Below are 14665 nucleotides of genomic sequence, written 5' to 3'. Positions count from 1 at the left end.
CGGATTAATGTTTAAAATGACGTACCCCTGTAAATACCATCGCAATGCCATATTCATTACATTTCTTAATTGAATCTTCATCACGAATTGAACCACCTGGCTGGATAATCGCAGTAATACCAGCTTTAGCTGCTGCTTCAACTGTATCATCCATTGGGAAGAATGCATCTGAAGCAAGTGCTGCCCCTTTTGCTTTCTCTCCTGCTTGTTCGATTGCAATGTTTGCCGCACCGACGCGATTCATTTGTCCTGCACCGACACCGACTGTCATATTATCTTTTGCTAGTAAAATCGCATTGGACTTCACATGCTTCACAACTTGCCAAGCAAGCTTCAAGTCAGCCCATTCTTGTTCATTCGGTTCACGCTCTGTTGGGATTGAAATCTCTGCATCGTCAAATGAATACGTATCTTCATCCTGTACAAGCAATCCGCCATGAATAGAGGATAGACGCTGTTCCTTCACTTGCTCTTGTGAAAAATCAACCGTAAGCAAGCGCAGATTCTTCTTTTGCTGTAAAACATCTAATGCATCTTCGCTAAATGAAGGTGCAATGATAATCTCAAGGAAAATCTCTTTCATTTTAAGTGCAGTCTCACGATCAATTTCACGGTTTGCAGCTACGATACCACCGAAAATGGACACAGGATCCGCTTCATATGCACGGTCATAAGCTTGTTCAATTAATTCACCAGAGCCTACACCACATGGGTTTGTATGCTTAATTGCCACAACGGCCGGCTCCTTAAATTCTTTTACAATTGCAAGCGCTGCGTCTGCATCATTGATGTTATTATAGGAAAGCTCTTTTCCATGCAATTGCGTAGCTGCTGCAATTGAGGATGCAACAGGCAACGAACGCTTATAGAAAGCAGCTTGTTGATGTGGGTTTTCACCGTAGCGAAGGTCTTGTTTCTTCTCAAATGTAACCGTTAATGTTTCTGGTGACTCTTCCCCTGTTTCTTTCGTTAGATATTCTGCAATCATCGCATCATAGTTTGCTGTATGACGGAACACCTTTGCAGCGAGACGCTTTTTATCTGCAGCATTAACCTCACCGCTCTTCACGCCTTCTAGCACAACATCGTAATCAGAAGGATCAACAACAACTGTTACGTATGCATGGTTTTTCGCTGCTGCGCGTAGCATTGTCGGTCCGCCGATATCAATGTTCTCAATTGCATCAGCAAAGGTTACATCCGGCTTTGAAATCGTTTCTTTGAATGGATACAAGTTAACAACAACCAAATCAATTGGTGTAATGTCATGCTCTTGTAATTGCTTCTGATGCGCTTCGTTATCACGCACTGCAAGCAATCCGCTATGAATGACAGGATGTAATGTTTTCACACGGCCATCAAGAATTTCTGGAAAGCCTGTAACCTCAGAAATTCCGATAACAGGCACGTCATTGTCTTGTAAAACTTTCTTCGTACCGCCAGTTGAGATAATCTCAACACCTTGCTCTGCTAATCCTTTGGCAAACTCAACAATTCCGTCTTTATTCGATACACTGATTAATGCGCGTTTTACAGCCATAAATCCAATTCGCCCCCAAAATTTTAGTACTCTACTAATTTATCACTTTATCATCAGAAAGGATTTTTGCCAATGTTTGTGGGTATAATGTATGTTCAACTTGCTGGATCTTCTGTTGAAGCGTTTCATATGTTTCATCTTCTGCTAAACGAACAGACTCTTGAGCAATAATTGGCCCTGTATCCATACCTTCATCAACATAATGAATAGTTACCCCTGATACACGTACCTTCTTCTCTAGCGCTTGCCCGATAGCATCTTTCCCAGGAAATGCAGGTAATAAGGAAGGATGAATATTGATAATTCTTTTCTCAAATGCCCGCAGTAACGTCTCTCCGACAAGACGCATATACCCTGCTAGCACAATTAGATCAACCTTATATTCATTCAGCCAAACGAGAATTTCCCGTTCAAATGCTGCTTTGTTTTCAAACTTTTTCGGTTGAAAGACAAACGTAGGAATACCTTCTTCCTCTGCACGATCAATCGCCTTTGCCTCCGGTTTGTCACTTACTAGTAAGACAACTTCATAGCCTAATGAACCATCTTGATTTGCATCAAGAATTGCTTGAAAGTTCGTTCCACTGCCTGATGCGAACACTGCTACTTTTTTCATGTAAGCTTACCTCCACCGAAGGAGACGCCACTTCCAGCTTTGACACGACCGATAATAGAAGCCTTCTCTCCAGCATTCTCAAGCTTCTTCAATGCTGATACAACATCTTCCTCAGCAACACACACAACCATACCGATTCCCATGTTGAAAACAGAGAATAAGTCTTTACGAGAAAGGTCGCCCTTCTCTTCGATCAATGAAAAAATCGGCGGGATGCTCCAAGAACCATAGTCTACTTCCGCTCCACAGCCTTCTGGAAGCATACGTGGAATATTTTCAATAAAGCCACCGCCTGTAATATGTGCAGCACCTTTCACTTTGTGTAAGTTCATAAGATAAAGCAATGGCTTCACATAAATACGAGTTGGTTCAAGTAATTCTTCGCCAAGCGTCTTCCCAAGCGACTCTTCATAATCTGTTAAAGACATCTTGTTGTCTTCAAGCAGCACTTTCCGAACAAGTGAATAACCATTACTATGAATACCATTTGAAGCAAGACCAATTAAGACATCGCCAGGCTTAATTTCGTTGCCTGTAATGATCTCGGACTTCTCAACTGCCCCAACTGAAAACCCTGCAATATCATATTCCTCTGCATCATACATGCCCGGCATTTCTGCTGTTTCGCCGCCGATTAATGCACAGCCGGCTTGTTTACAGCCTTCTGCTACCCCTTTTACAATCTGCTCGATCTTTTCAGGCAGAGCTTTTCCGCAAGCAATATAATCCAAGAAATAAAGCGGTTGTGCACCTTGGACGACAATGTCATTTACACACATTGCTACTGCATCAATTCCGATCGTATCGTGCTTATCCATTTGGAAAGCGAGCATTAACTTCGTACCAACCCCGTCTGTTCCAGAAACAAGCACAGGCTCTTTCATCTGAAGTTGCGATAAATCAAACATTCCACCGAAACCACCAAGCGAGCCAATCACTTCGCGGCGCATCGTTTGCTGGACATGCTTCTTCATGCGGCGTACGGATTCATAGCCTGCTTCAATATCCACTCCAGCCTGTTTGTAAGCATTCGACACTTCAAAGTCCCCCTAGTATAGATTAATGTGTTTTAACACGGCCTTTTTCGTGTGGTAATGCCGTATCTGGATAAATTTCCGTTGGATAATTCCCTGTGAAACAGCCAAGACAATGTCCACAGTTTGTACTCGTATCGTTCCGATCAATTGCTTCAATCATTCCGTTGATTGACAGGTAAGCAAGTGAATCCGCACCGATTAATTCTGCAATTTCTTCTGGGCTGTGCTTCGCTGCAATCAGCTCTGAAGACGTTGATGTATCAATTCCGTAATAACACGGATTAATGATTGGTGGAGAACTAATGCGCACGTGAACCTCTTTTGCTCCTGCATCTCGAAGCATTTTAACAATCCGCTTGCTCGTCGTACCGCGTACAATTGAATCATCAACCATAACAACTCGTTTTCCTTCTACAACACCACGAACAGGTGAGAGCTTCATCTTAACGCCTTGCTCACGCAATTCTTGAGAAGGCTGGATAAATGTCCGTCCTACATAACGATTCTTAATTAAGCCAAGCTCATATGGAATAGAAGCTTGTTCAGCGAAACCAATTGCCGCGGAAATACTTGAATCAGGCACACCTGTTACAACATCCGCTTCAACTGGGAACTCTTTCGCAAGCTGCTTTCCAAGACGCTTACGTGAGCTATGAATGTTAATGCCATCAATATCACTGTCAGGGCGAGAGAAATAAATATACTCCATGCTACAAATCGCACGGTCCATCGGATAACTAAAACGCTCCGAACGAACACCATTGTCATCAATGATTAGCAATTCACCAGGTTCGATTTCACGTTCATATTCGGCACCGACAACGTCAAATGCACATGTTTCAGAAGCAATGACCCATGCATCTCCTGCCCGGCCAAGCGATAACGGACGCATACCATGCGGATCAAGAGCGGCCATTAATTTATCTTCTGTCATCATTAGAAAGGCATAAGCACCTTTTAGCATCGTTAATGCATTCTTCACTCTGTCCTCTAGTGACCGATAAGCACTTCTGCGAATTAAATGAGCCAGCACCTCTGTATCAGAAGAGGTTTGGAAGATACTTCCTTGACCTTCAAGCTGATGCTTAAGTGCATTGGCATTCACAAGGTTGCCGTTGTGCGCTAATGCAAGTGAACCTGTTTGTGAGCGGAAAAGAAGCGGCTGTACATTTTCATAGCCGCCTCCACCTGCTGTTGAATAGCGCACATGTCCAATAGCTGCTTTTCCTGTTAAGTGTTGCAATTCCCCTTGGCCAAATACTTCAGTTACGAGACCGAGACCTTTGCTAAGCTTTAAGTGCTCATCATCAGAGACTACAATACCTGCACCTTCTTGACCACGATGCTGCAAACTATGAAGCCCATAATAAGCCATTTGTGCCGCATCTGTATGTCCCCAGACACCGAATATGCCACACTCTTCATTTAGTCCCTTGATTTCACCAAACATGGAATAGCTCCTTTCCAAGCGGAGGTCATTTCATCAACCGCTGCCTGAATTAAGACATTTTGTGCCTCATTATAAATTGTCATTTCTCCGTTGTTTGTCACTTTACCAATTTGCTTTGCATCTTCTACTAATTTTTCAAACGCTTCTTTGTTTTCAGGTTTTACAGAAACTAAGAAACGGGATTGTGTTTCACTAAATAGTGCTGTTACAGCTTCTTCGCTTACTGTAATTTCAGCACCTAAGCTAGAATGACTCATAAGGCTTTCCGCAACTGCTACTGCTAGACCGCCTTCTGCAACGTCATGAGCAGAAGCGATGATTCCTTGTTGAATTGCTTCAAGAAGCTGTCCTTGACGCTTCGATTCTACTGTCAAATCAATTGCAGGTGCTTTGCCTGAATAGCTGCCTTGAACAAGCTTCTGAATTTCACTGCCGCCGAACTCTGCTTTTGTTTCGCCAATAAGATAGATTAAGTCACCATCTTGCTTGAAGTCCTGTGTTGTAATATGAGCTGTATCATGAACAAGCCCCACCATACCGACAACAGGAGTCGGGAAGACAGCTGTACCGTTTGTTTCGTTATAGAGAGAAACATTTCCGCCGATGACAGGAGTTCGCAGCATTTCACATGCAGAGCTCATACCGTCTGTTGCTTTTTCGATCTGCCAGAAGATTTCTGGTTTTTCAGGGTTACCGAAGTTAAGGCAATCTGTAATGGCTAACGGTTCACCACCAGAGCAGACGATATTACGTGCCGCTTCTGCTACAGCAATTTTTCCACCCATCTCAGGGTCAAGGTAGAGATAGCGAGAATTACAATCCGTCGTCATCGCTAATGCTTTATTTGTGTCACGAATACGCAGCACAGCAGCATCAGAGCCAGGCGCAACGACTGTATTTGTACGAACCATGTAATCATATTGGTCATAGACCCACTCTTTGCTTGCGATGGTCGGCTGCTTCAATAAGTTGATAAGCGTTTCCTTATAGTCTGTCACAGCTGGAACATCCGCATCCTTCATTTGGCTAAAATAAGCCGGCTCCGCTGAAGGCATATGATACACTGGTGCATCCTCTGCTAATGAATCAACAGGAACATCTGCGGCAACTTCTCCCTTATGGTAAAGGCGCAAACGCTTGTCATCCGTTACTTGCCCAACTGATACAGCAAGTAAGCCATAACGTTCAAATAAATCAATGATTTCCTGCTCACGGCCTTTTTTCACAACGATAAGCATGCGTTCTTGTGATTCAGAGAGCATCATTTCATAAGGTGTCATGCTTAGTTCACGCTGTGGCACCTTGTCGAGGTCCATTTCAATCCCTGCTCCTGCTTTACTTGCCATTTCAGCTGAAGAAGATGTTAAGCCTGCTGCGCCCATATCTTGAATTCCGACAAGTGCATCTGATTTCACAAGCTCTAAGCAAGCTTCTACAAGTAGTTTCTCCATGAAAGGGTCGCCTACTTGTACTGCTGGACGGTCTTCTTCTGACTCATCCGTTAACTCTTTTGAAGCGAATGATGCACCGTGAATACCGTCACGGCCTGTTGAAGCACCAACATACATGACCGTGTTTCCGGCACCTTTTGCTTGTCCTTTCTGAATGTCATCATGATTAATCAAGCCGACACACATTGCATTTACAAGCGGGTTTCCTTTGTAACAGTCATCGAATTGCACTTCACCGCCGACTGTTGGAATACCGATACAATTACCGTAACCAGCGATCCCTGCCACTACTTCTTCAAACAAATACTTCACACGCGGGTTATCAAGCTCGCCAAAACGTAATGAATTTAACAATGCAACCGGACGTGCACCCATTGAGAAGACATCACGAATGATTCCACCTACCCCTGTTGCAGCACCTTGATACGGCTCAATTGCAGATGGGTGGTTGTGGCTTTCGATTTTGAAAACAACAGCCTGACCATCACCAATATCAACGATTCCTGCACCTTCACCAGGTCCCTGCAACACACGCTCACCAGACACAGGGAACTTCTTCAAGACAGGCTTTGACGTTTTGTAGCTGCAATGTTCAGACCACATAACAGAGAAAAGACCTGTTTCCGTGTAATTAGGTAAACGTCCTAAGATCGATTCAACCTTTGCAAACTCTTCATCACTCAATCCCATTTCGCGATAGAGTTTTTCTTGTTTAATTGTTTCAGCATTTGGCTCAAGAAGTAATGACATGTGATTCCCTCCAGTTTCTTAGGATCGACTGAAATAAACGTAGGCCGTCCGCGCTTCCAAGCATTTTGTCGACTGCTCGCTCTGGATGCGGCATCATTCCGAGTACATTTCCTTTTTCATTTACAATGCCAGCGATATCTGCTTTGGAGCCGTTCGGGTTTGTACCGTTATAACGGAAGACAATTTGATTATTTTCTTCAAGCTTACGAAGTGTCTCATCATCACACTCATAGTTCCCTTCACCATGTGCAATTGGAACAGTGATCACTTCGTCTTTTTCATAGCCAGTTGAAAAGATCGTTTCATTGTTTTCAACCTTCAGTTCGACTTGGCGACACATGAATTTCAAATCACGATTTCGCTTCATTGCGCCTGGCAGTAAGCCTGACTCTAGTAGCACTTGGAATCCGTTACAAACGCCAAGAACTGGTTTGCCTGCATCCGCTACTTCTTTTACGGCCTTCATGACATTTGCAAAGCGGGCAATTGCGCCTGAGCGAAGATAGTCACCGTAAGAGAAACCACCTGGCAGTAATACTGCATCAAAGCGTGATAGGTCTGTTTCGGTATGTGCAACATATTCAACTTCTTCTCCTAGTTCGTCCTTAATGGCATGATACATATCGATGTCACAGTTGGAACCTGGAAAAACGATGACTGCAAACTTCACTGTGCGACAACCTCCTCGATTTCGTAACGGTAATCTTCAATTACTGGATTCGCTAATAGACGGTTGCACATTTCTTCTACTTTCTTTTCGATGTCACCGTCAGTTTTCTCAATCATTAACTCCATATATTTACCGATGCGAACATTTTCAACTTCTTTATATTCCATGCTGTGGAGTGCACCTTTAACTGTATTTCCTTGTGGGTCTAGTACGCCTTCTTTTAACGTTACGTATACTTTTACTTTGAACATGTTGAGCTTCCTCCTAAGCGTTTTAAGATTTCTTCATATCCATCAGTCAGATTGCCAAGGTCACGGCGGAATACGTCTTTATCAAACTTCTGATTCGTTTCCTTATCCCATAAGCGGCATGTATCAGGTGAAACTTCGTCTGAGAGAATCAGCTTCCCTTCTGCATCAATACCGAACTCAAGCTTGAAGTCTACTAATCTCACACCACATGCTTCAAAGTGCTCGGTTAACACCTTGTTCACTTCAAGTCCACGCTCTCTCATAACCGCTAGCTGTTCGTCATCAGCAATGTCTAAGACAGCAATATGGTCACGGTTAATAAGCGGGTCACCTAAGTCATCGTTTTTGTAATAAAATTCGACAACAGTCTGTGGCAGTGCTGTTCCCTCTTCCATTCCAAGCCGCTTTGCTAAGCTGCCAGCTGCGATATTTCGAACGACCACCTCAAGTGGAATAATCGTTGTTTTCTTTACAAGCTGTTCTGTTTCCGACAGCTTCTTCACAAAGTGGTTCTCAACCCCAGCCTCATGAAGCTGTTCAAAGATTAATGAGGAGATTTCGTTATTTAAACGGCCTTTACCTGTGATGCTTGCTTTCTTTTCCCCGTTAAAAGCTGTTGCATCATCTTTATATTCAATCCAAACGAGCGCTTGGTCATCTGTTTCATAGATACGCTTTGCCTTTCCTTCATACAGTAACGTTCCTTTGTTCATCATTGGCGCCCTCCAAATAGGAAAATTCCCAATATTCAGTATTCATATCGTGCAGAGAGGACAGGGAAAGCCTGTCCTCCTCATGATTAATTCAATCCTAGGCGTTCAAAAATCATATCTACATTTTTCAAATGATAGTTATAATCGAAACAGTCATTGATTTCTGCTTCTGAAAGACGTGATGTAATCTGCTCTTCCGCTTCCACTAAATCACGGAATTGAACTTGCTTTTCCCACGCTTCCATTGCTTTCGGTTGAACAAGGTCATATGCTTCTTCACGTGCCATCCCTTTATCAATTAGGGCAAGAAGAACACGCTGCGAGTAGATTAAACCGAAAGTGCGGTCCATGTTACGCTTCATATTCTCAGGGAATACCGTTAAGTTCTTAACAATGTTTCCGAAGCGATTCAACATGTAATTCAATGCAATCGTTGCATCAGGTAAAATAATTCGTTCTGCAGAGGAATGCGAGATATCACGTTCATGCCAAAGCGGTACATTTTCATAGGCTGTTACCATATGACCGCGGATGACACGAGCTATTCCTGTCATATTCTCAGAACCAACTGGATTACGTTTGTGCGGCATTGCTGAAGAACCTTTTTGACCTTTTGCAAAGAATTCTTCTACTTCGCGTGTTTCACTCTTTTGCAGACCGCGAATTTCGACAGCAAATTTCTCAATCGAAGTCGCAACTAATGCAAGTGCTGACATATATTCAGCATGACGGTCACGCTGTAATGTTTGTGTGGAGATCGGTGCTGGTTTTAGGTCAAGGTTTTCACAAACATATTTTTCAACGAACGGATTGATGTTTGCATACGTACCAACAGCGCCTGAAAGCTTTCCGAACTCAATACCAGATGCCGCGTGGTTGAAGCGCTCTAGGTTGCGTTTCATTTCTTCATACCAAAGCCCTAGCTTCAAGCCAAATGTCGTTGGCTCAGCATGAACCCCATGCGTACGCCCCATCATAACCGTATATTTGTGTTCCTGAGCCTTCTCCTTAATAATCTGCAGGAAGTTCTCGAGGTCTTTACGAAGGATGTCATTTGCCTGTTTCAATAGATAAGAAAGAGCCGTATCAACAACATCAGTTGACGTTAAACCATAGTGGACCCACTTACGCTCATCGCCAAGCGTTTCAGATACTGCACGTGTGAAAGCGACTACGTCATGGCGAGTTTGCGCTTCGATTTCATGAATACGCGCCACATCAAATGATGCATTTTCACGGATTTTTTGCACATCCTCTTTCGGAATATCCCCTAGCTCTGCCCATGCTTCACATGCTAAAATCTCAACCTCAAGCCATGCTTTAAAACGATTTTCTTCTGTCCAGATCGCACCCATCTCTGGACGTGTATAACGTTCGATCATGCCTTTTCCCCCATTCAATACGATTTATGACAGATTGTCACAAAATAACCTTACGTGAGCATTCTGCCGAAATGCAAGCTTTTTCGACGTTTATCCCCAAATCCCAATTGTCTGAATTCGGTCAAGCGCAGCTTCTACACTGTCAGCTAGTACATTTAAATGACCCATTTTCCGTTTTTCCTTCGCTTCGTCCTTGCCATAGAGATGAAGCTTACAATCATGAAATTCACCTAAGCTAGCAAGTGTCTTCTCCATATGTTCACCAAGAATATTAGCCATTACGACTGGCTTTAACAAATCAGTATGTCCAAGCGGCAAGCCGCAAACTGCGCGAACATGCTGCTGAAATTGTGATGTTTCACATGCATCCATCGTGTAGTGGCCTGAATTATGCGGACGCGGCGCTAATTCATTCATATAAATCTCTTCATCTTTCGTTAGGAACATTTCAACAGCAAGTGTTCCTACCATATCGATTGAATCAGCAAGCGCGACTGCTGCTTTTTCAGCCTTTTCAACGACAGATTGCGAGATGCGTGCCGGTACAATTGATTGTGAAAGAATATGATCCACGTGGATGTTTTCTGCAACTGGGAAGGTCTTCACTTCACCTGTCACACTTCTTGTCACAATGACTGAAATTTCTTTCTCGAAATCTACAAATTGTTCCAAAATGCACGGTACATCTAATAGCTGCTTTGCCTGTTCAATATCTTGTTCACTCTTAATCATCACTTGGCCTTTTCCATCATATCCTCCGCGCCTGGTCTTCAACACAGAAGGAATACCGATTGTTTGTAACCCCTGATGCAAGTCCTCTTCTGAATCGACTAAGTGATATGGCGCCACTACTGCACCACTTTCTTCAATCGCACGCTTTTCATTTGCACGATCTTGAGTGATGCGTATCAGTTCACTGCCCTGCGGAAGGTATGCATTTTCTTCAAGCCATGTCAGCACCTTATGGTCGACATTTTCAAATTCATACGTAATAACATCGCTTGCATCAGCTAAACGTTTCGCAGCTTCTAAATCATCATAAGGTGCTACAATTTCGATATCTGCAACCTGCGCGGTAGGTGAATCCTCTTTCGGCTCTAATACAGCAATACGATATCCCATTTCTTTCGCTGCTAGTGCCATCATACGTCCAAGCTGGCCACCACCAAGAATTCCAATTGTCTGCCCTGGTAAAATTCTTTTCGACATTTATGACAACTCCTCGCTGCTTTCCATTACACGTTGACGGATTTGTTCACGACGTTCTTCAAGCATTTTGCTAATTGTTTCATCTTGTGTCCCAAGTATTTCTGCTGAAAGTAATCCTGCATTTGTTGCTCCAGCTTTTCCAATTGCTACGGTTGCTACTGGAACACCGCCTGGCATTTGAACGATGGATAATAATGAATCCATCCCATCTAATGCTCTTGATTGAACTGGAACGCCGATAACAGGCAAGACCGTTTTCGCTGCTACCATGCCTGGCAAATGTGCAGCACCACCGGCTCCTGCTACGATTACTTTCAAGCCACGCTCTTTTGCTGTCTCTGCATACTCAAACATATAATCAGGTGTGCGGTGAGCTGAGACCACTTGCTTTTCATATGGTATCTTGCATTCATCAAGTATGTCACATGTATGTTTCATCGTTTCCCAGTCTGATGTACTTCCCATAATTACGCCGACTAACGGTTTCACCATGTCATCCCCTTTTCAAAACGAAAATAAAGCGCAACTAAAAAAGTGCAGATTACTTTCTCCACATATGAGGAGAAAGTAATCTGCACTCAAAAAAGGTGTACGTCACCCTTTACTATTACAAACCGTTCAGAAATACTTTCCCTCATAGTCCAATTATTTACGGTAATCGGGTAGAAACTCGTAGGCCATATTCCTACTATTATATGAGGTGTATTGAGTTGTTCTAGCATCATCATAACAGCCTGAATTGAAGGATGTCAACACAAATATCGAACAATAAAAAATATCAAAATACAAACGTTCGGTTTTTAGCCTATTTTTCCATCAATTTAGCTTCAAAAATAATTTGTTGACGATATGGCTCCTGAATTACCTTACCATTCTTTTTTACTTCCTTAAAGACTGGTTTTTCCATTCTTCTTGTAGGCACATAGCCATCCGCTTTCATTCGATCTAAGCAATCTGAAACCGTTTCATTCTCTTTAACTTCATATTTTTTCTTTTTGCTCATCACATAATCTTCCTTCTATTAACAGCTTTCACCCAAAAGCCACCATGAATTGCCTTCGGTTCGTATGCAATAATGAAGGCTTTCGGATCAATCTCTTTAATCGTATCATACAATTTCAACTCATATTTCCGCGGAGTTAAGATTTGCATCGCTAGACGGTCTCCTTCCATTCCATAGGCCATCCAGCTTGTCACCCCATACCCCTTGCTTCTTAACGTCTCCGTAAATTTCTTATCCCATTCCTTCGTAATCACATTAACTGTAATATAGCCGAGCGCCAGCTTTTCTTCGATTTTCATCCCAACGAGTACACCTAACCCGTAACCAACTGCATAGGCAACTAAATTTTGAATTTGATTTAGATTGTCCAACACTAGGCCAAGCCCCACTACATAAATGAGGACTTCAAAAACACTGATAAAAGCCGCAAGATAACGTTGCCCTTTCAGTGTTAGAATCATCCGTATCGTAAAGAATGATACATACACAATATTAATAGCAAGGATAATCGCAACCATCACATAACTATTTTCAAGCACCACAGCACCTCCTTTGAAATCTCACCTTTTCTAATTAACAGCATAGGTTTTTCTATTGTACAATAGTCACCCTCTTCACAAAAGAAAAACCTCCTTGAAACTTACTTTATTTCCATTACTGCACCTTCGCCCATGTCTCTACATATATTACCTTAGAGAAGGAGGGAAAAACATGTTCGACCCATTCAAACAATTTCAAGACTTTCAAAAGCAATTTGATTTCTTCTTTGATCAAAATTTCACGAAAAAATTTGAGGATTTAGTGCAAACGAAGCCATTTCCTCCCGTTAACATTTACCGATCTGATAATGAACTATTTGTTGTTCTTAGCCTACCTGGGTTAAAGAACGTGGAGCAGCTGGACATTTATGTAGAAAAAAATATGGTAGAAGTAAGAGGAAACATTGTTTTATCTTATCCTGGATTTGAATGCAAGCAGCAAGAAATTTTTACTGGTCATTTTGAACGGTCGATTCCATTACCTTACCCAGTTATCGAAGAGCGTGTAGATGCTTCCTATCATAAGGGTTTAGTACTGATTCACCTTCACCGTCTTATCTCAAAATCTAGCGAACAAAATAAAGTCGGAATTCGCTACATTGAAGACTAGACATTTCTTAATCAAAGAAAGAACCCAATACGCTATCTTCTCTACATCTACTATAAAACTGCCTATAAGTGGGGTAATTTATATCTCTAAGCTAATAATTAAAGGTGCTAAAACACAAAAAAAGCCCAACACCTATTTTGAAATAGATGTTGAGCCCTTGCCCGGCAATGTCCTACTCTCACAGGGAAGAACCCCAACTACCATCGGCGCTGAAGAGCTTAACTTCCGTGTTCGGTATGGGAACGGGTGTGACCTCTTCGCTATTACTACCGGACTTAATTATGTATGTATGAGGTTTGTTCCCTCAAAACTAGATAACACGTGAAACAGAAGTGTGCAGTGCATATGTGATGCACGCTGGTTGTCTTGCATTTCCAATTAAATTGGTTAAGTCCTCGATCGATTAGTATTCGTCAGCTGCACGTGTCGCCACGCTTCCACCCCGAACCTATCTACCTCATCATCTCTGAGGGATCTTACTAGCTTGACGCTATGGGAAATCTCATCTTGAGGGGGGCTTCATGCTTAGATGCTTTCAGCACTTATCCCGTCCACACGTAGCTACCCAGCGATGCTCCTGGCGGAACAACTGGTACACCAGCGGTGTGTCCATCCCGGTCCTCTCGTACTAAGGACAGCTCCTCTCAAATTTCCTGCGCCCACGACGGATAGGGACCGAACTGTCTCACGACGTTCTGAACCCAGCTCGCGTACCGCTTTAATGGGCGAACAGCCCAACCCTTGGGACCGACTACAGCCCCAGGATGCGATGAGCCGACATCGAGGTGCCAAACCCCCCCGTCGATGTGGACTCTTGGGGAGATAAGCCTGTTATCCCCGGGGTAGCTTTTATCCGTTGAGCGATGGCCCTTCCATGCGGAACCACCGGATCACTAAGCCCGACTTTCGTCCCTGCTCGACTTGTAGGTCTCGCAGTCAAGCTCCCTTGTGCCTTTACACTCTGCGAATGATTTCCAACCATTCTGAGGGAACCTTTGGGCGCCTCCGTTACCTTTTGGGAGGCGACCGCCCCAGTCAAACTGCCTACCTGACACTGTCTCCGAGCCGGATAACGGCTCAGGGTTAGAATTTCAATACAGCAAGGGCAGTATCCCACCAGCGCCTCCACGTAAGCTGGCGCTCACGCTTCCAAGGCTCCTGCCTATCCTGTACAAGCTGTACCAAAATTCAATATCAGGCTGCAGTAAAGCTCCACGGGGTCTTTCCGTCCTGTCGCGGGTAATGCGCATCTTCACGCATAGTATAATTTCACCGGGTCTCTGGTTGAGACACAGTGCCCAAGTCGTTGCACCTTTCGTGCGGGTCGGAACTTACCCGACAAGGAATTTCGCTACCTTAGGACCGTTATAGTTACGGCCGCCGTTTACTGGGGCTTCGATTCAGAGCTTCTCCGTGAGGATAACCCCTCCTCTTAACCTTCCAG

At 43.4% G+C, this 14665-nt stretch carries 14 protein-coding genes, 2 rRNA genes and 1 riboswitch (1 of these 17 cut by a window edge); of the genes, 1 reads left to right on the top strand and 15 read right to left on the bottom strand.

Annotation, left to right across the window (positions count from 1 at the left end; all coding sequences use genetic code 11):
- Positions 1-4: 4 nt before the first annotated feature.
- From purH to LC040_18275, 13 genes are all read right to left on the bottom strand, one after another.
- Complete coding sequence (gene purH / locus LC040_18335) at positions 5-1540, bottom strand: bifunctional phosphoribosylaminoimidazolecarboxamide formyltransferase/IMP cyclohydrolase (GenBank protein WLR51099.1); 1536 nt, start codon at positions 1538-1540, stop codon at positions 5-7.
- A 34-nt stretch (positions 1541-1574) separates the two neighbouring features.
- Complete coding sequence (gene purN, locus LC040_18330) at positions 1575-2156, bottom strand: phosphoribosylglycinamide formyltransferase (GenBank protein ID WLR51098.1); 582 nt, start codon at positions 2154-2156, stop codon at positions 1575-1577.
- Positions 2153-3193, bottom strand: a complete 1041-nt coding sequence (gene purM, locus LC040_18325) for a phosphoribosylformylglycinamidine cyclo-ligase (GenBank protein ID WLR51097.1) — start codon at positions 3191-3193, stop codon at positions 2153-2155. The genes purN and purM overlap by 4 nt, the downstream gene beginning before the upstream one ends.
- A gap of 22 nt (positions 3194-3215) precedes the next feature.
- Complete coding sequence (gene purF, locus LC040_18320; GenBank protein ID WLR51096.1) at positions 3216-4643, bottom strand: amidophosphoribosyltransferase; 1428 nt, start codon at positions 4641-4643, stop codon at positions 3216-3218.
- A complete protein-coding gene (purL, locus tag LC040_18315) occupies positions 4619-6844 on the bottom strand; it encodes a phosphoribosylformylglycinamidine synthase subunit PurL (GenBank protein WLR51095.1) in 2226 nt (741 codons plus the stop codon). The genes purF and purL overlap by 25 nt, the downstream gene beginning before the upstream one ends.
- On the bottom strand, positions 6828-7514 hold the full coding sequence (purQ, locus tag LC040_18310; protein WLR51094.1) for a phosphoribosylformylglycinamidine synthase subunit PurQ: 687 nt from the start codon (positions 7512-7514) through the stop codon (positions 6828-6830). The genes purL and purQ overlap by 17 nt, the downstream gene beginning before the upstream one ends.
- Entirely contained in the window at positions 7511-7765 is a 255-nt protein-coding gene (purS, locus tag LC040_18305) for a phosphoribosylformylglycinamidine synthase subunit PurS (GenBank protein ID WLR51093.1), read from the bottom strand. Before purS ends, purQ begins: the two co-directional genes overlap by 4 nt.
- Positions 7753-8478, bottom strand: coding sequence for a phosphoribosylaminoimidazolesuccinocarboxamide synthase (locus LC040_18300; GenBank protein WLR53337.1), 726 nt, complete (start codon positions 8476-8478; stop codon positions 7753-7755). The genes purS and LC040_18300 overlap by 13 nt, the downstream gene beginning before the upstream one ends.
- Before the next feature lie 86 nt (positions 8479-8564).
- Entirely contained in the window at positions 8565-9860 is a 1296-nt protein-coding gene (gene purB, locus LC040_18295; GenBank protein WLR51092.1) for an adenylosuccinate lyase, read from the bottom strand.
- A 90-nt stretch (positions 9861-9950) separates the two neighbouring features.
- The gene (purK, locus tag LC040_18290; GenBank protein WLR51091.1) at positions 9951-11069 is read right to left on the bottom strand and encodes a 5-(carboxyamino)imidazole ribonucleotide synthase; all 1119 of its coding nucleotides are present in this window, start codon (positions 11067-11069) and stop codon (positions 9951-9953) included.
- Entirely contained in the window at positions 11070-11558 is a 489-nt protein-coding gene (gene purE / locus LC040_18285; GenBank protein ID WLR53336.1) for a 5-(carboxyamino)imidazole ribonucleotide mutase, read from the bottom strand.
- 128 nt (positions 11559-11686) lie between these two features.
- Positions 11687-11788: riboswitch (purine riboswitch) on the bottom strand.
- An 86-nt stretch (positions 11789-11874) separates the two neighbouring features.
- On the bottom strand, positions 11875-12072 hold the full coding sequence (locus tag LC040_18280; protein WLR51090.1) for an NETI motif-containing protein: 198 nt from the start codon (positions 12070-12072) through the stop codon (positions 11875-11877).
- Positions 12072-12590 (bottom strand): DUF2179 domain-containing protein, encoded by a 519-nt coding sequence (locus LC040_18275; protein ID WLR53335.1) that lies wholly within the window; start codon positions 12588-12590, stop codon positions 12072-12074. Before LC040_18275 ends, LC040_18280 begins: the two co-directional genes overlap by 1 nt.
- A gap of 193 nt (positions 12591-12783) precedes the next feature.
- Here LC040_18275 and LC040_18270 point away from each other — a divergent pair, with 193 nt between their 5' ends.
- Positions 12784-13221, top strand: coding sequence for an Hsp20/alpha crystallin family protein (locus LC040_18270; GenBank protein WLR51089.1), 438 nt, complete (start codon positions 12784-12786; stop codon positions 13219-13221).
- Positions 13222-13380: 159 nt separating this feature from the next.
- On the opposite strand, the gene rrf is transcribed toward LC040_18270, so the two are convergent.
- Both rrf and LC040_18260 read right to left on the bottom strand, forming a co-directional pair.
- A 5S ribosomal RNA gene (gene rrf, locus LC040_18265) occupies positions 13381-13495 on the bottom strand.
- Positions 13496-13604: 109 nt separating this feature from the next.
- Positions 13605-14665, bottom strand: a 23S ribosomal RNA gene (locus tag LC040_18260) (it continues 1870 nt past the right edge of the window).

The sequence above is a fragment of the Bacillus tianshenii genome (assembly GCA_020524525.2).
GTDB lineage: Bacteria > Bacillota > Bacilli > Bacillales > Bacillaceae_N > Bacillus_AV.
This window is presented reverse-complemented; position numbering and strand designations above follow the sequence as displayed.